The sequence below is a fragment of the Sphingomonas sp. 1185 genome, assembly GCF_040544655.1.
Taxonomy (GTDB): Bacteria; Pseudomonadota; Alphaproteobacteria; order Sphingomonadales; family Sphingomonadaceae; genus Sphingomonas.
The window spans coordinates 81,440-97,124 of sequence record NZ_JBEPKL010000001.1 but is presented as its reverse complement, the minus strand read 5'-3'; the positions used below and the strand labels follow the sequence as shown (position 1 = coordinate 97,124).

General features: G+C 65.8%; 17 protein-coding genes. 9 read left to right on the top strand and 8 right to left on the bottom strand.

Annotated features, from left to right (window positions below):
* Positions 1-2 precede the first annotated feature (2 nt).
* Genes cyoC through ABIC44_RS00460 form a run of 5 tightly spaced genes read left to right on the top strand, consistent with a single transcriptional unit; the run spans position 3 to position 3,610 of the window.
* Positions 3-641: a cytochrome o ubiquinol oxidase subunit III gene (gene cyoC, locus ABIC44_RS00480; RefSeq protein WP_007403230.1), complete on the top strand. Its 639-nt coding sequence runs from the start codon at positions 3-5 to the stop codon at positions 639-641.
* Positions 638-1,045, top strand: a complete 408-nt coding sequence (gene cyoD / locus ABIC44_RS00475; protein ID WP_373424621.1) for a cytochrome o ubiquinol oxidase subunit IV — start codon at positions 638-640, stop codon at positions 1,043-1,045. Before cyoC ends, cyoD begins: the two co-directional genes overlap by 4 nt.
* Positions 1,045-1,767 carry an SURF1 family protein gene (locus tag ABIC44_RS00470; RefSeq protein ID WP_354293024.1) on the top strand — a complete coding sequence of 241 codons (723 nt, stop codon included), beginning with the start codon at positions 1,045-1,047 and terminating at the stop codon, positions 1,765-1,767. Before cyoD ends, ABIC44_RS00470 begins: the two co-directional genes overlap by 1 nt.
* Positions 1,764-3,077 carry an ATP-binding protein gene (locus ABIC44_RS00465; protein ID WP_354293022.1) on the top strand — a complete coding sequence of 438 codons (1,314 nt, stop codon included), beginning with the start codon at positions 1,764-1,766 and terminating at the stop codon, positions 3,075-3,077. Before ABIC44_RS00470 ends, ABIC44_RS00465 begins: the two co-directional genes overlap by 4 nt.
* Positions 3,077-3,610 (top strand): response regulator transcription factor, encoded by a 534-nt coding sequence (locus ABIC44_RS00460; protein ID WP_307098875.1) that lies wholly within the window; start codon positions 3,077-3,079, stop codon positions 3,608-3,610. Before ABIC44_RS00465 ends, ABIC44_RS00460 begins: the two co-directional genes overlap by 1 nt.
* 42 nt (positions 3,611-3,652) lie before the next feature.
* Here the strand turns inward: ABIC44_RS00460 and ABIC44_RS00455 are convergent, their stop codons facing one another.
* The 5 genes from ABIC44_RS00455 to ABIC44_RS00435 all read right to left on the bottom strand — a co-directional run bounded on the left by ABIC44_RS00455 (position 3,653) and on the right by ABIC44_RS00435 (position 7,260).
* A complete protein-coding gene (locus ABIC44_RS00455; protein ID WP_354293020.1) occupies positions 3,653-5,482 on the bottom strand; it encodes a DUF885 domain-containing protein in 1,830 nt (609 codons plus the stop codon).
* 159 nt (positions 5,483-5,641) lie between these two features.
* Positions 5,642-6,082 (bottom strand): hypothetical protein, encoded by a 441-nt coding sequence (locus ABIC44_RS00450; protein WP_309695540.1) that lies wholly within the window; start codon positions 6,080-6,082, stop codon positions 5,642-5,644.
* A gap of 55 nt (positions 6,083-6,137) precedes the next feature.
* Positions 6,138-6,389 carry a phosphatase gene (locus ABIC44_RS00445; protein WP_307098869.1) on the bottom strand — a complete coding sequence of 84 codons (252 nt, stop codon included), beginning with the start codon at positions 6,387-6,389 and terminating at the stop codon, positions 6,138-6,140.
* Entirely contained in the window at positions 6,386-6,739 is a 354-nt protein-coding gene (locus tag ABIC44_RS00440; RefSeq protein ID WP_354293018.1) for a phage holin family protein, read from the bottom strand. The genes ABIC44_RS00445 and ABIC44_RS00440 overlap by 4 nt, the downstream gene beginning before the upstream one ends.
* Complete coding sequence (locus ABIC44_RS00435; protein WP_354293017.1) at positions 6,736-7,260, bottom strand: hypothetical protein; 525 nt, start codon at positions 7,258-7,260, stop codon at positions 6,736-6,738. Before ABIC44_RS00435 ends, ABIC44_RS00440 begins: the two co-directional genes overlap by 4 nt.
* A gap of 158 nt (positions 7,261-7,418) precedes the next feature.
* Between ABIC44_RS00435 and eno the strand changes: the two genes are divergently transcribed.
* Both eno and ABIC44_RS00425 read left to right on the top strand, forming a co-directional pair.
* The gene (eno, locus tag ABIC44_RS00430) at positions 7,419-8,699 is read left to right on the top strand and encodes a phosphopyruvate hydratase (protein ID WP_309695534.1); all 1,281 of its coding nucleotides are present in this window, start codon (positions 7,419-7,421) and stop codon (positions 8,697-8,699) included.
* Between the two features lie 23 nt (positions 8,700-8,722).
* Positions 8,723-9,043: an FtsB family cell division protein gene (locus ABIC44_RS00425; RefSeq protein WP_307098861.1), complete on the top strand. Its 321-nt coding sequence runs from the start codon at positions 8,723-8,725 to the stop codon at positions 9,041-9,043.
* A gap of 31 nt (positions 9,044-9,074) precedes the next feature.
* On the opposite strand, the gene ABIC44_RS00420 is transcribed toward ABIC44_RS00425, so the two are convergent.
* Positions 9,075-9,899, bottom strand: a complete 825-nt coding sequence (locus tag ABIC44_RS00420) for an alpha/beta fold hydrolase (RefSeq protein WP_354293015.1) — start codon at positions 9,897-9,899, stop codon at positions 9,075-9,077.
* A 182-nt stretch (positions 9,900-10,081) separates the two neighbouring features.
* Here ABIC44_RS00420 and ABIC44_RS00415 point away from each other — a divergent pair, with 182 nt between their 5' ends.
* Complete coding sequence (locus ABIC44_RS00415; protein ID WP_354293013.1) at positions 10,082-12,196, top strand: prolyl oligopeptidase family serine peptidase; 2,115 nt, start codon at positions 10,082-10,084, stop codon at positions 12,194-12,196.
* 95 nt (positions 12,197-12,291) lie between these two features.
* Complete coding sequence (locus ABIC44_RS00410) at positions 12,292-12,651, top strand: hypothetical protein (RefSeq protein ID WP_307098855.1); 360 nt, start codon at positions 12,292-12,294, stop codon at positions 12,649-12,651.
* 60 nt (positions 12,652-12,711) lie between these two features.
* Here the strand turns inward: ABIC44_RS00410 and ABIC44_RS00405 are convergent, their stop codons facing one another.
* Positions 12,712-13,272 (bottom strand): glycine zipper 2TM domain-containing protein, encoded by a 561-nt coding sequence (locus ABIC44_RS00405; RefSeq protein ID WP_307098853.1) that lies wholly within the window; start codon positions 13,270-13,272, stop codon positions 12,712-12,714.
* Between the two features lie 84 nt (positions 13,273-13,356).
* Positions 13,357-15,669: an ATP-dependent helicase gene (locus ABIC44_RS00400; protein WP_354293012.1), complete on the bottom strand. Its 2,313-nt coding sequence runs from the start codon at positions 15,667-15,669 to the stop codon at positions 13,357-13,359.
* Positions 15,670-15,685 lie beyond the last annotated feature (16 nt).

Here is a 15,685-nt window from a genome sequence, read left to right as displayed (position 1 = left end):
CCATGTCGACCGATGTTCTGAGCGCCGATCCGGCGAAGAACCCGACCTATTATCTGGTCGAGGACGAGGATCATCATCACGAATCCGGTGGCTCGACCGCCATCGGTTTCTGGATGTACCTGATGAGCGACTGCCTCATCTTCGCCATCCTGTTCGCCACCTATGGCGTGCTGGGCACCAGCTATGCGGGCGGGCCGACCCCGCGGGAGATTTTCGAACTCCCGCTGGTCGCGCTCAACACCTCGATGCTGCTGCTGTCGTCGATCACCTATGGCTTCGCCATGATCGCGATGGAGAAGAACCAGAAGTCGAACACGCTGATCTGGCTAGGCATCACCGGCCTGTTCGGTCTCGCCTTCCTGTCGATCGAGCTCTACGAATTCGCCAACCTCATCCATGAGGGCGCGGGTCCGCAGCGTTCGGCCTTCTTGTCGTCCTTCTTCACGCTGGTCGGCACGCACGGTCTGCACGTCACCTTCGGTTCGATCTGGCTGGTCACGCTGATGGTGCAGGTCGGCCGCTTCGGCCTGATCGAGGCAAACAAGCGGCGCCTGATGTGCCTGTCGATGTTCTGGCACTTCCTGGACGTCGTCTGGATCGGCGTCTTCACCTTTGTCTATCTGCTGGGAGTTCTCCGTTGAGCGCTCATCCTCCGCATGGTCATGGCGATCACGCCAATCTGGACCATGACCTCCACGCGCATGGCGATACGCACGGTCACGGCTCGATGAAGGGCTATATGATCGGGTTCGTGCTGTCGGTGATCCTGACGGCCATCCCGTTCTGGGCGGTCATGACCGGCGCGCTGGGCGATACCCAGACGACCGCGCTCGTCATCATGGGTCTGGCCTTCGTCCAGATCGTCGTCCACATGATCTACTTCCTCCACATGAACACCAAGTCGGAGGGGGGCTGGACGATGATGGCCCTGGTCTTTACCGCCGTGTTGGTTGTCATCACGCTCAGCGGGTCGATCTGGGTCATGTATCACATGAATACCAACATGATGCCCGACATGGCCGCCCAGATGGGCGGTGGCATGTAATGACGGACGCCGGCACAAGCGGTGAGCGGCGGGGCCGCTCGCCGCTGGGGCTGGCGATCCTGTCCGCGATCGGGATCGCCCTGATCGCGGGCTTCGTCTCCCTCGGCGTCTGGCAGTTGCAGCGCCGGGTCTGGAAGCTGGACCTGATCGCCCGTGTCGAGGCGCGGCTCCATGCCTCCCCGGTGGCGGCTCCGCCCGTCGCCGATCCCGACGACACCTATCGCCGCGTGACGGCACGCGGTGTCTTCCGCAACGATCGCGAGACCTTCGTCCAGGCGGTGACCGAGCGCGGTCCCGGCTATTGGGTGCTGACCCCACTGGTCGGCCCGCAATTTACCGTCTTGGTCAATCGCGGCTTCGTTCCGGCCGAAAGGCGCGCTGTTCACGATCGTCCCTCCGGCCCGGTTTCGGTGACCGGCCTGATCCGGATGACCGAGCCCAAGGGGGGCTTCCTGCGCTCCAACGATCCCGTGCAGGATCGCTGGTACTCACGCGACGTCGCCGCCATTGCCGCCGCCAAGCGCCTCGGCCGCGTAGCCCCTTATTTCATCGATGCCGACGCCACGGCCAATCCGGGCGGCTATCCGGTCGGGGGACTGACCGTCGTCACCTTCCGCAACAGCCATATTTCCTATGCGCTGACCTGGTTCGGTCTGGCGATTCTGACGGGCATGGGGCTTGTGATCCTCTGGCGGGGTGGTCGGGACGGGAGTTCCGAATGACGCCGGGCGCTCCGCCCTTCCTGCCGTTCACCGTCCGTCCGCGCGAGCCCGACGCGACGGCGGGCACCGCGAACATGCGCCAGCTGATCCATCTGCGCTGGATGGCGGTGGTGGGGCAGCTCGTGACGATCCTGGTCGTCAACCGCATCATGGGCGTGCAGCTGCCCGTGGCGGCGATGATGGGCGTGCTGGCCATGGCGGTGGGGATCAACCTGCTCAGCCATCTGCGCCTTCGCTTCCACCGGATTACCAACACCGAATTGCTGTTCGCATTGATGTTCGATGTCGGCACGCTGACGCTTCAGCTGTTCCTGTCGGGCGGGGCGACCAATCCCTTCATCTCGCTTTATCTGATCCAGGTGGTGCTCGGGGCGGTCTTGCTGGAGACTTGGTCCGCCTGGGCGCTGGCCGGAATCACGGGGCTGTGTTTCGGACTGCTGTCGCTGCATCACCGCCCGCTGGCCTTTCCGTCCTGGCTGTTCGGCGATATTGCCGGGCTCCACACGCTGGGCAATTGGCTGAGCTTCGCGATCGTCGCCGGCTTGCTGATCCTCTTCGTGACCCGGATCAGCCGCAATCTGCGGCGCAGCGCCGCACGGCTCGCCGATCTGCGCCAACAGGCGTCGGAGGAGGAGCATATCGTCCGCATGGGCCTGCTCGCCTCGGGGGCGGCGCATGAACTGGGCACCCCGCTGGCCAGCCTTTCGGTGATCCTGAGCGACTGGCGCCGCGTCCCCAAGCTGCGCGACGACGCCGAGCTGATGGGCGAGATCGCCGAGATGCAGGCCGAGGTGCAGCGGTGCAAGGCGATCGTCACCAGCATCCTGCAATCGGCGGGCGAACCGCGCGGCGAGGCCGCAGAACTGTCCGAGGTAGGGCGGTTCATCGATGCGATCGTCGGCGAATGGCGGCGCAGTCATGGCCAGATCCCGCTCGACTATCGCTCGATCGACGACGATGCCCCGATCGTGTCCGACCCGGCGATCAAGCAGGCGGTGTGGAACGTGCTGGATAATGCCGCAGAGGCCTCTCCGCACTGGGTGGGGCTGAGCGTCGTGCGCGAGGGCGGGGTAGTGGCGGTGCGTGTCTCGGATCGTGGCCCCGGCTTCACCGCCGCCACCCTGGCGCAGTTCGGACGACCGCAGCAATCGACCAAGGGCGAGGGGCATGGCGTCGGCCTGTTCCTCGCCTCCAGCGTGGTTCGCAAGCTGGGCGGCCGGGTCGAGGCGATCAACCGCGTCGAGGGTGGCGCGACGGTGACGCTGACCCTACCTCTCAGCATGATAGGCTTTTCGGATCGGGACATGTGATGGACGGCGAACGATCGCTGATAATCGTCGAGGATGACGAGACTTTCGCGCGCACGCTGCAACGTTCGTTCGAGCGGCGCGGCTATCAGGTGCGGGTGGCTGGAACGCCCGACATGCTCGTCGCGACGCTGGCGGAGATGACGCCGCGCTATGCCGTGGTCGACCTCAAGCTGGGCCAGGCTTCAGGTCTGGCATGCGTGCAGACCCTCCATGCGCATGATCCCGAAATGCTGATCGTCGTGCTGACCGGCTTTGCCAGCATCGCCACGGCGGTCGAGGCGATCAAGCTGGGCGCGTGCCACTATCTCGCCAAGCCATCCAACACCGACGATATCGAGGCGGCCTTCCACAAGGCGAGCGGCGATGCCACGACCGCGATCACCGATCGCCCCAGCTCGATCAAGACGCTGGAATGGGAACGGATCAACGAGACGCTGGCCGATACCAACTTCAACATCTCGGAAACCGCGCGGCGGCTGGGGATGCACCGCCGGACGCTCGCGCGCAAACTCGAAAAGCGTCACGTTCCCTGACGCGGTGCCAGGGGAGCGACGGTATGCCGCTCCCCCGGTCGATCACGCCCGGCGTTTTTCCGCCGCGATCCAGTCGTCGATCTTCTTCTCCAGCACCGGCATCGGCAGAGCGCCGGTGTCCAGCACCACCGCATGGAAACGCCGCGGATCGAACTTCGCGCCGAGTTCGGCCTTGGCCTTGGCCTTGGCGCGGCTGATCGTGATCTGTCCGATCTTGTAGGCGAGCGCCTGGCCCGGAATGGCGATATAGCGTTCGACCTCGGCGGTGGCATCGGTCCGCGCCATCGGCGAATTGGCCAGCATATAGGCGATGGCCTGGTCGCGGCTCCACCCCTTGGCATGGATGCCGGTATCGACCACCAGCCGCATCGCGCGCAGCATCTCGTCGCTCAGGCCGCCCATGCGCTGATAGGGATCGGTTTCCATCCCCAGTTCGGGCCACAGCGTCTCGGCATAGAGCGCCCAGCCTTCGGCATAGGCGGTGTTGCCGCCGAAGCGCATGAAGGCGGGCAGGGCCGCATTTTCCTGTGCGAGGCTGATCTGGAAATGATGCCCCGGCACCGCTTCATGGAGATAGAGCGTCTCCATCTCCCACATATAGCGCGAGGGCAGGTCATAGGTGTTGTAATAGAAGACACCCGGCCGCGTCCCGTCCGGCGTCCCGCCCTGGTAAGAGCCGCCCGCATCGGTCTTTTCCTTGAAGGCGGGCACGGGGCGGATTTCGAGCGGCGTCTTGGGGATCAGCGAGAATTGCTCGCGGACGCGGGCGTCGATACGGCGGCCGATCGCCTCATAGCCCTCGCGCAGCTGTGCCGCCGACTGGGGCTGGAACCGCGTGTCGGTGCGCAGGAAGGTGAAGAAATCGGCCAGGCTGCCCTTGAAGCCGACCGCCTGCTTCTGCACCTCCATCGCCTTCAGGATACGCGCGACCTCGGACAGGCCGAGCTGGTGCACATCCTCGGCCTTGAGCGGCAGGGTGGTATTCTGCTCGATCAGATAGGCATAGAGCCGGTCGCCGCCCGGCATTCCCGACAGGCCGATACTGTCGCGCGCGGCGGGCAGATAGGTATCGGCGAGAAAGGCCCGCATCCGCCGCTCGGCGGGGAGGATGACGTCGCGGATCTGCGTGGCATAGGCGGCCTTGAGCCGCGCCTGATCCGCCGCCGGAACGCTGGCGGGAAACTGACGGACCGGACCGTAGAAGGTCGATTGCTCGACCGGCCCGGCGAGCAGATTGTCGAACTGCGCGATCATGTTGCGAACGACGAGCTTGGGCTGAACCACGCCGCTCGCCATGCCCTGCCGGAAGCGGCCGATGGCTTCGTCGAGCAGCCGCGCATATTCGACGTTGCGCTTCAGGTTGTTTTCATAGTCCGCCACCGTATTGAACGGCGCCGCGCCCTGGCCCGAGGCGAATTCGGGATAGAAGGTCTGGATGCCGTAGAAATGGTCCATCGGCCGCACGATGGTCAGCGCGACGATGGCCGGGTCATAGCCCTTGAGCGTGGTTTCGGTCTGCTGTCGAAAGACGTCATAGGCGATCTGGTTGGTCGCGGTCAGCCGGGCACGGTCGATCTGGCCGAGCCGCTTCAGGTCGCTTTCCGCCGCCTGCCGTTCGGCCTGGATATAGGCATCCGAATAGAAGTCGCCGATCCGGTCGGCGCGGCGCATGTCGCCCCGGAAAAGACCGCTGATCGGATTGCGCGCCAGGCTGGCTTCGTCGCTGTCATGGAAAAGCTGCTTGAGCCGGGCATCCTCCTTGCCTTCGCCGGGCTGGACGGGCGTCGGGGGCAGCGCCTGGGCGGCCGCGATGGCGAAGGGAACAGGCAGGGTGGCGGCAGCGAGCAAGGCGGCAAGGGGCAGAAGGCGCAAGCGGAAATCCCGTTCTGATCGAGGAGATCCTATCCCTATAAACCGCAATCCCCGGCGACAAGGTGGCGCGGTCGTCCGCTTCGCTTCCCCATGAAAAGCACGCCGTAACCCATGTTATGGGTCCGGCGCGCCATCATTCGGTTAAGGGCTGTGGCGGGGTCAGGCCGACTTGTTCGCCGCAGCCTTGGCCGCCGCCGATCCGGCATTGCTCGCCGCCTTCACGACATCGTCGAACAGCGACTTGGCGCGGTCCTTCGCCGCGTCCTTCGTCAGACCGGCTTCCTCCAGCTCGCGAAGGCCGGTCTCGCGCGCCGCCTGGGTGGCCTGGCGAATGGTCTCGCCCAGCTTCTTGCCGACCGGCGCCAAGAGCTGCTTTTCACGCGGCGAACGCGGGATCAGCGCCCCGGCGAGCGCGCCCACCGCAAGGCCGCCGACCAGGATGCCCAGCGGATTGCCCTCGATGGTGCGCGCGGTCTTCTGCGCGATCTCGCCCGCCTTGTCCTTGGCATCGTGATAGGCATGCGACGCGGTCTCACGACCATGGTCCAGCGTTTCGCGAAGCCGGCTATTCTGCTGATCGGTAGGGATTTCGGTGGTCATTGCGATCATCCTTCTGAACTACGGTGCCGACGGGTGCATCCGCCGGAAAACCAAATCAGCGCTTGCGCTTGAACAGGCGTGCGATCCGCCGACGGTTGAGCAACAGCCCGATGACGGCGACGCCGCCAGCCACCGCGCCGGGATTGTTCTTCGCGCCTTCCAGACCGCATTTGGCGGCGGTGCGGCCCGCATCCCGCGCCTGCGCGGCCAGGGCCTGCGGCTCCAGCCGCGCCTGGATGCGCGAGGCGGTCTTGTTCAGCCGCTCGCGCGCTTCGGCGGCCCGCAATTCGGCTTCGGCGACGGTCATGCCGCACCTCCCGCCAAGCGGCCCTTGCCGATCATCGCCAACACGCCGGCAATCACGACGACCAGGCCGACGACGATCAGCGTCGCGCCAAAGGGGCCGACCAACGGCGTCAGCGACAGGATCAGCCCGACGAGCAGCGCGACCAGTGCCGCAAGCCCGAGGACCGCCGCCGCACCGAAGAAGATCGCCGCGCTGCGATACCGGCCAACCTTGTCGCTGGCTTTCGCCTTGGCCAGATCGATCTCCGCCGCGATGAACGAGCGACCGTCATCGACCAGTTGCGACACCAGCGAGGTCAGCGTCTCGGGCTCGGGCACCCGCGCCGATAGGGGAGCAGCCGCCCGGGTCACGCCGTGGCGTCACCCGGCTCGCGGGTTTCGATACCCGACTGTACCACGCGTGCCAGCACGAAGCCCAGTGCCGCCGCAATGCCGATCGCGACCGCCGGGCTTTTCGCGACAAAGGCGCGGGCGTCGTCGAGCAGTTCCTCGACGTCCTTGTCCTTGATCGCGCCGGACAGCGAGGTCACGCTGTCGGCCGCCGAGCGGGCATATTGCCCATATTGGCTGCCCAGCTTCTCATCGACCTGACCGGCCGCATCGTTGAGCAGCTGCGCGACCTGATCGAGTGCCGATCCCGCCTTGGCCTTGCCGTCACCCGCCAGCGCATAGACCTTGTCCACCGCCTGCTGCTGGACCTTGGTGGCGCCTTCCTTGACCGACTGCTTGGCATCCGCCAGTCCCGCCTTGGGCTTGTCATGCGCCTCCGCCTCGCTGGCGAGCGGAGCCACTTCGGGCGCCACGCCCGCATTGCCCGCAAAATTGGGAGTGGTGCTCTGCGTCGTCGGCAATGTGCCGTCGGTGTCGACCATAGGAAAATCCTTTCTCCAAGGCCCGGATCACCGGGCGATTTGCGTTCTAACCCCGGTGACGGAAGCACAGTTCCATGCTTTTCCCGCAATTGCCCTTCGTCGTGTCACGCGATAGAGCGCCGCCGAGACCTTCAAGGCTGATGTAGGAGCATCGTTACGTGACCGCAATCATCGACATCCACGGGCGCCAGATCCTGGACAGCCGCGGCAATCCCACGGTCGAGGTGGACGTTCTGCTCGAAGACGGCAGCTTCGGCCGCGCCGCCGTACCCTCGGGCGCGTCGACCGGCGCGCATGAGGCGGTCGAACGCCGCGACGGCGACAAGAGCCGCTGGATGGGCAAGGGCGTCGAGGCGGCGGTCGAGGCGGTCAATGACGAGATCACCGACGCGATCCTGGGCATGGACGCCGAGGACCAGGCCGATCTGGACCGCGCCATGATCGAGCTGGACGGCACCGAGAACAAGGGCCGTCTGGGCGCCAACGCGATCCTGGGCGTCAGCTTGGCGGTGGCCAAGGCTGCGGCCGAAGCGCGGGGCCTGCCGCTCTACAAATATGTCGGTGGCGTCTCGGCGCACCTGCTGCCGGTGCCGATGATGAACATCATCAATGGCGGCGAGCATGCCGACAATCCGATCGACTTCCAGGAATTCATGATCATGCCGGTCGGCGCGGCGAACATCGTGGAGGCGGTCCGCTGCGGCTCGGAAATCTTCCACACGCTGAAGAAGGCGCTGCATGAGAAGGGTCTGGCGACCGGCGTAGGCGACGAGGGGGGTTTTGCCCCCAACATCGCCTCGACCACCGAAGCGCTCGACTTCATCATGGCCTCGGTCGAGAAGGCCGGGTACAAGCCGGGCGACGACGTGATGATCGCGCTCGACTGCGCCGCGACCGAGTTCTTTAAGGACGGCAAGTACAATATCTCGGGCGAGGGCAAGATCCTGTCGAGCCATGAGATGGCCGAATATCTGGCGAACCTGACCCGGCAGTACCCGATCCTGTCGATCGAGGACGGCATGGCCGAGGACGATTGGGAAGGCTGGAAGGCGCTGACCGACCTGATCGGCGACAAGGTCCAGCTGGTCGGCGACGATCTGTTCGTCACCAACCCGAAGCGTCTGAAGAAGGGCATCGAAGGCGGCTATGCCAACTCGCTGCTGGTGAAGGTCAACCAGATCGGCACGCTGACCGAGACGCTGGAGGCCGTGTCGCTGGCGCAGCGTTCGCGCTACACCGCCGTCATGTCGCACCGTTCGGGTGAGACCGAAGACGCGACCATCGCCGACCTGGCGGTCGCGACCAACTGCGGCCAGATCAAGACGGGCAGCCTCGCGCGTTCGGACCGGCTCGCCAAGTACAACCAGCTGATCCGCATCGAGGAAGAGCTGGGCGACTCGGCGCGCTATGCCGGTCGCGATATTCTGATCCGCGCTTGAAATCGAAGGGCGTCGATACAATTATGGCCGCTGTGACCAAGTCGACGCCTTTCATGCGGACCATGCGGCGGGCTGCCTTGCCCGCGCTCGGGTTGACGATCGTTGCGTTCTTCGGTGCCTATGCGGTGCTGGGGCGCAACGGTCTGCTCGCTTATGGCGAGTATCAGCGGCAATTGGTGAAGCGCGAACAGGATTATGCCGCGCTCGACAAGCGGCGGACCATCCTGAAGAACCGTGTCGCGCTGCTCGATCCCGACCATGCCAATCCGGACATGGTCGATGAGATGGTGCGCAAGGAACTGAACGTCGCGCATCCGGACGAGGTGATCGTCCCGTTGAAATAAGGGCGACCCCGCCGGGGGCCGCCCTTTTCCATTATCGACCCAGGAAGGTCAGCAGGTCGCCGGTCAGGCGATCGGCATGGGTGACGTTGAGCCCGTGCGGCGCGCCGTCATATTCGACCAGCTGCGATCCGGCGATTCCCGCCGCCGCCGCGCGACCCGCCGGATCGATCAGCACGGTCTGGTCGCCGGTGCCATGGACGACCAATGTCGGCACGCGGAAGGCGGGCAGGTCGGGCCGGAAATCGGTCTGGCTGAAGGCCTCGGCACAGGCCAGCGTCGGCTTCAGCCCCGCCTGCATCGCAACGCCGGTCGCCCAGTCGAGCACCTCGTCGCTAACCGGGCTGGAGATATAGCCCACGCCGAAGAACTGCTTGAAGAAGGTATGGCGCAGGAAATGCGCGCGGTCGTCGCGCAGCCCCTGGGCGATCTGGTCGAACACCGATTGGTCGGTGCCCTGCGGATTGTCGTCGGTCTTGGGCATATAGGGGACGACCGACGCGATCAGCCCGGCGGCGATCACGCCCTTGCCGTCGTGGCGGCTCATATAGCGGGCCACCTCGCCGCCGCCCATCGAAAAGCCGATCAGCGCGGCATCCTGCGCGCCCGTCGCCTCCAGCACGTCGGCCAGATCGTCCGACAGCGTGTCATAGTCGTAACCCGACCAGGGCTGGCCCGAACGGCCGAAGCCGCGCCGATCATAGGCAATGGCGCGGAAACCGGCTTCGGCCAGTCCCATCATCTGCGTGTCCCACATGTCGGCCGACAGCGGCCAGCCATGGATGAGGACGACCGGGCGGCCTTCGCCCCAGTCCTTGACATAGATGTCGGTCCCGTCACGCGTCTTCACATAAGGCATCGCCAACTCCTTGACGTTCTTGTGGTAAGCGGAAGGGGGAACGGGCCGCCCGAGCCACCGTTCCGTCGCCATGCCGCCATCAGTGCGATGTGGGCCGCGTGCGATTTTTCGGGACGTAACGCATTGCCAGCGGCTGGTGATGAAGTCACATTCGCCCCCATTCAGGATATGGAGCATGACGAATGCGGGGATGGCGGTGGATGCTGGCCGGATCGATGCTGGCGACACAGGTTGCGGGGGCCCCGGCGATGGCCCAGATGAGCACGATGACGGAGAATGACCCCTATATCTGGCTGGAGGACAAGGACGGCGCCAAGGCGCTGTCCTGGGTCGAGGCCGAAAATGCCAAGACACTGCCCCGGTTGCAGAATGATCCGCGCTATCAGACCTTCTACCAGGAAGCGCTGGCCATCGCCTCGGCGAAGGATCGCATTCCGATGCCGGGCCAGATGTATGGCCGCATCGTCAATTTCTGGCGCGACACCGATCACCCCCAGGGGCTGTGGCGCTGGACGACCGAGGCCGACTACGCCACCGCGAATCCCCGCTGGACGACGCTGCTCGACCTGGATGCGCTGAGCAAGGCCGAGGGCAAGAAATGGGTGTGGAAGGGCGTCACCTGCCTCAGCCCCGAGGAAAGGCTCTGCCTGGTCGCGCTGTCGGAGGGCGGTGAGGATGCGATCGAATATCGCGAGTTCGACATGGCGACCGGCGGCTTCGTACCCGATGGTTTCCGCCTGTCGACCTCCAAGCAGGGCGCGGCATGGCTGGACAAGGACACGTTGCTGGTCAGCCGAGACTGGGGGCAGGGGACCCTGACCAAGTCGAGCTATCCCTTCGTCGTGAAGATGGTCCGGCGCGGACAGCCGCTGTCGCAGGCCACCGAGATCTACCGCGGCGAGCCGTCGGACGAGCTGGGCACCTATGCGGGTGTGCTGACCGATGCCCAGGGCCATCGCGCGGTCGTGATCGAGCGGCGGCGGACCTTTTTCGGCGGCGACAAGCTGTTCTGGACGCCGCAGGGTGGGGCCAAGGCGATCGCCATGCCCGCGCGCGCCTTCCCCGCCGGAATGGTCGATGGCCGCGTGATCTTCCAGACCAGCGACGCATGGGGCTCGTTCCCGGCGGGTTCGGTCGTCTGGGCGCCGCTGTCCGAGCTGGAGGCGGGCAAGATCACCCCGCGCGCGCTGTTCACCCCGACCGACCGTCAGGCGGTGGAGGGCGTGTCGACCACGAAGGACCGCGTGGTCATTACCTATATCGACAATGTCCGGGGCCGGGCGAGCGTCTTTGCCCCCACCGCCACCGGCTGGGCGTCCTCGGCGGTGCAGATGCCCGACAATATGACCGTCGACGTGGCCAGCACGAGCGACCGGTCGGACATCGTCTATCTGTCGACCTCGGGCTTCACGACCCCGACCATCCTGTCGCGCTTCGACGCGGCGAAACCCTCCGCGCCGCAGGTGCTCAAGACGCTGCCCGCCCGGTTCGACGCGACCGGCGCGACGGTCCATCAATATGAGGCGGTGTCGACCGACGGCACCAAGATCCCCTATTTCGTCGTCCTGCCCAAGGGCGCGAAGCTGGACGGCACCACGCCGACGCTGATGACCGCCTATGGCGGGTTCGAGATTGCGCGGCTGCCCTATTATCTGGGGTCGACCGGCAAGATCTGGACCGAGCGTGGCGGGGCGTTCGTGCTCGCCAATATCCGGGGTGGTGGCGAGTTCGGGCCGAAATGGCATGACGCGGGCCGCAAGACCAAGCGGCAGATCATCTATGACGACTTCGCCTCGGTCGCCAAGGACCTGTTCGCACGGCATATCTCCAGCCCGCAGAAGCTGGGCATCTATGGCGGCTCGAACGGCGGCCTGTTGATGGGGGTCGAACTGACCCAGCATCCCGAGCTGTGGAAGGCGGTGACGATCCAGGTACCGCTGCTCGACATGGTCCGCTACCAGAAGATCGCGGCGGGCGATTCGTGGAAGGACGAATATGGCTCGATCGACGTGCCCGAAGAGGCCGCGTTCCTGCGCAAGATCTCGCCCTATGCCAATATCCGCAAGGGCGTCGCCTATCCCGAGCCTTATATCTGGACGACCACCAAGGACGATCGCGTCGGGCCGCAACATGCCCGCAAGTTCGCGGCGCGGCTGGGTGAATATGGCATCCCCTATCTCTTCTACGAGGATATGGCGGGCGGCCATTCGGGCGACGCAGACATCGCGCAGGGCGCCCGGCTCAATGCCCAGCAGATGGTCTATTTCGCACAGAAACTGATGGGCCCGGCGAAGTGAACCAGGGGGCGCGAGCGCATGCCGTTCGCTCGCGCCCTTTATCGATGGGCGATTGCGGCGTAATTGCTCTTGCTGCGTTGCGGCAGGACGGGCAAATGCAGGGCATGACCGATATGACGACGACCGAGCGCCGTCCGGCTGAGCCGGCGGCGGGCGCTCCTGCGATCATCTTCGAAGCCATTGTGAAGATGCAGGCGGTGTCCGCCATGTATAATCGCGGCGAAGTGGTGTTGGCGCCCCATGTGATCTACACGCGGCATGACGAGCTGTACGTCGATGCCACGACCGTCGAGCGGGACGGCAAGCCGCCGCGCGAGGAAAAGATGGGGACGTTCAAGCTGGCGGGCCTGGGCTCGCTGCGCCTGACCCCACGCCGCTTCCCCGCCAGCGCGCTGTTCGAGCGGGACGCGGAGAAGTACAGGAACTGCGCCCTGATGATGGTCGACCCCGCCTGATCGGGCGTCGCTGAAATCCGGGGCGGCCGGGTGTTCCCCGACCGCCCCCCAAATGTCCGATCAGCGGCAGCGAACCTGGTTCTGCTCGATCGACCGCCCGGCCAGCGCACCACCGGCCGCGCCCAGCAGCGTCGCGATCGTGCTGCTTCGCCCGCCGACCAGATTGCCCAATATGCCGCCCGCCGCGCCGCCGATGATCAGGCCGGTCGTGCCGTCCGACCGGCGGCAATAATAGCGGCCATCGGTGCCCGCATAGACGCGGTCCTGCGGTTGCAGCACGCGTTCGCGATATTGCGGGCCGTCCCGATAATCGCCGACCGGGTCGTAATAGGGTTCGCCATTGGCATAGCCATCCGCCGGGATCGACGGCGCGACGCGATAGCCGCCGGGACCGCCGGGCGGCGGCGGGGCGGGGCGGTCATAGCCGTCGTCATATCCGCCGCGTTCGCGCCGCGACAGGTACAGCTCGGCCTCCTGCCGGTAGATCTGATATTCCCGGTCGAACCGCGCCTGCGCCGCGCGGAAGCGCGCATCGTCGGCGGCGGTCTGTGCCGTGGCGGGAATGGCGGTCAGGGTGACGGCCGTCGTGATCGCGACGGTGGCCAGGCGGCGAAAGCCCATCGGTTATCCTCCAGCGCTCGGACAATCGGGCGATGCGACCGATACGGCTACGAATCGATATGGTTCCTGAACGACGCCCCCGGATCAGGCGACGCTTTTGGTGACGAAGCTGTCCATCACCCGCTTGCGTCCCGCCTGTTCGAAATCGATCTCCAGCTTGTTGCCCTCGATCGCGGCGATCGCCCCATATCCGAATTTCTGGTGGAAGACCCGGTCGCCCACGCCCAGGTCGTCGCGCCCCTTTTGCCCCAAGCCGACCGAGGGCGCGCGCGACTCGACGATCCGCGCGGGGCGCGTCGGCGTCGCGTTCTGGCTGGTCGCCGCTCGCTGCCAGCCCGGCCCGCGCCCCGTCCCCCGCGCCACATTGGCGAAGGGGTCGGCATGTTCGGACCAGTTGGCGCGCCACAGGCTCTCGCCGCCGGTCATGCTCGTCTCGCTGTCGATATGCTCGGGCGGCAGTTCGCCGACGAAGCGGCTCGGCAGGCTGGAGGTCCATTGGCCATAGATGCGCCGATTGGCCGCATGCAGGATCACCGCCTTGCGCCGCGCCCGGGTGATCGCGACATAGGCAAGGCGCCGCTCCTCCTCCAGGCTGCGCGTGCCGCCTTCATCGATCGCGCGCTGCGAGGGGAACAGCCCTTCCTCCCAGCCCGCGAGGAAGACGGTGTCGAACTCCAGCCCCTTGGCGGCGTGGATCGTCATGATCGTCACCTCGGGCTCGCGCTGGTCGCCGTCGCGTTCCATGACCAGCGACACATGCTCCAGAAACGCGCCGAGCGACTCGTAATCCTCCATCGCGCGGACGAGTTCGGACAGGTTCTCCAGCCGCCCGGCCGCCTCCGCCGACTTTTCGTTCTGGTACATGGCAGTATAGCCGCTCTCGTCGAGCAGCTGTCGGGCGAGTTCGGGATGCGGCAGGTCGCGGGCCATGTCGCGCCACCGCGCGATGTCGCCGATCAGATTGCCCAGGCTCCGCCGTGCCTGCGGGGTCAGCTCGTCGGTGTCGAGGATACGCGCCGAGGCCAGGGTCAGCGGCAGGCCCTCGGCCCGCGCCAATTGGTGGATCTTGGCCAGCGCCTTGTCGCCCAGTCCGCGCTTGGGAACGTTGACGATCCGCTCGAACGCCAGATCGTCCGATGGTTGGTTGACCACCCGCAGATAGGCCAGCGCATCGCGGATTTCGGCGCGCTCGTAGAAGCGGAAGCCGCCGACGATCCGGTACGGCAGGCCGATCGCGATGAAGCGATCCTCGAACTCGCGCGTCTGGTGCGAGGCGCGGACCAGGATCGCGATATCGCCATAGGAGGTGCCGGATCGCCGCGCCGCCTCGATCTCCTCGCCGACGCGCCGGGCCTCTTCGGGGCCGTCCCATACGCCCAGCACCCGGACCTTTTCGCCCACGTCGAGTTCGGTCCACAGCGTCTTGCCCAGTCGTCCGCCATTATTGGCGATCACGCCCGACGCCGCCCCCAGGATATGCGGGGTCGAACGGTAATTCTGTTCCAGCCGGATGACCTTGGCACCGGGGAAGTCGCGCTCGAAGCGCAGGATATTCTCCACCTGCGCGCCGCGCCAGGAATAGATGGACTGGTCGTCGTCGCCGACGCACGCGATATTCTTGCGCGCCTGCGCCAGCAGCCGCAGCCAGAGATACTGGACGCTGTTGGTGTCCTGATATTCGTCGACCATGATATAGCGGAAACGCTGCTGATAATGCTCCAGCACATCGCGATGCGTCTTCAGGATGGTCAGCATGTGGAGCAGCAGATCGCCGAAGTCGCAAGCGTTCACGCTGCGCAGCCGGTCCTGATACTGGCGATACAGCTCGGCCCCACGGCCATTGGCATAGCGTTCGGCCTCGCCCGCATCGATGTCGCCGGGGACCAGCCCCTTGTTCTTCCACTCGTCGATCAGCCCGCCGAGCGCCCGCGCCGGGAAACGCTTCTCGTCGATATCGGCCGCGACGATCAGCTGCTTGAGCAGGCGGAGCTGGTCGTCGGTGTCGAGGATGGTAAAGTTCGACTGGAGCCCGACCAGCTCGGCATGGCGGCGCAGCATCTTGGCGCCGATGGCATGGAAGGTGCCCAGCCATGGCATCCCCTCCACGGCATCGCCGACCAGCCGCCCGACGCGTTCCCGCATCTCGCGTGCAGCCTTGTTGGTGAAGGTGACGGACAGGATTTCGGAAGGCCAGGCCTTGCGGGTGTAGAGCAGATGCGCCAGCCGCGCGGTCAGCGCCGCCGTCTTGCCCGTGCCCGCGCCCGCCAGCACCAGGACCGGGCCATCGGTGGTCAGCACCGCCTCACGCTGTGCCGGGTTCAGCGTGCGCAGATAAGGGTAATCGGCCATTTGTCCGGTGGAAATCCGGGCGGGATCGGCGGAGGAAGCGACGGTCATCGCGAACAGTTAGGGA

Excerpts from the sequence above, each read along its gene's own strand:
- ABIC44_RS00410 (WP_307098855.1), top strand. The coding sequence starts at position 12,292 with ATGCAGGGCATGACCGATATGACGACGACCGAGCGCCGTCCGGCTGAG.
- ABIC44_RS00435 (WP_354293017.1), bottom strand. The coding sequence starts at position 7,260 with ATGGTCGACACCGACGGCACATTGCCGACGACGCAGAGCACCACTCCC.
- ABIC44_RS00425 (WP_307098861.1), top strand. The coding sequence starts at position 8,723 with ATGGCCGCTGTGACCAAGTCGACGCCTTTCATGCGGACCATGCGGCGG.
- ABIC44_RS00445 (WP_307098869.1), bottom strand. The coding sequence starts at position 6,389 with ATGACCGTCGCCGAAGCCGAATTGCGGGCCGCCGAAGCGCGCGAGCGG.
- ABIC44_RS00465 (WP_354293022.1), top strand. The coding sequence starts at position 1,764 with ATGACGCCGGGCGCTCCGCCCTTCCTGCCGTTCACCGTCCGTCCGCGC.
- ABIC44_RS00420 (WP_354293015.1), bottom strand. The coding sequence starts at position 9,899 with ATGCCTTATGTGAAGACGCGTGACGGGACCGACATCTATGTCAAGGAC.
- ABIC44_RS00460 (WP_307098875.1), top strand. The coding sequence starts at position 3,077 with ATGGACGGCGAACGATCGCTGATAATCGTCGAGGATGACGAGACTTTC.
- ABIC44_RS00400 (WP_354293012.1), bottom strand. The coding sequence starts at position 15,669 with ATGACCGTCGCTTCCTCCGCCGATCCCGCCCGGATTTCCACCGGACAA.
- ABIC44_RS00450 (WP_309695540.1), bottom strand. The coding sequence starts at position 6,082 with ATGACCACCGAAATCCCTACCGATCAGCAGAATAGCCGGCTTCGCGAA.
- ABIC44_RS00470 (WP_354293024.1), top strand. The coding sequence starts at position 1,045 with ATGACGGACGCCGGCACAAGCGGTGAGCGGCGGGGCCGCTCGCCGCTG.
- cyoC (WP_007403230.1), top strand. The coding sequence starts at position 3 with ATGTCGACCGATGTTCTGAGCGCCGATCCGGCGAAGAACCCGACCTAT.
- ABIC44_RS00415 (WP_354293013.1), top strand. The coding sequence starts at position 10,082 with ATGCGGGGATGGCGGTGGATGCTGGCCGGATCGATGCTGGCGACACAG.
- ABIC44_RS00405 (WP_307098853.1), bottom strand. The coding sequence starts at position 13,272 with ATGGGCTTTCGCCGCCTGGCCACCGTCGCGATCACGACGGCCGTCACC.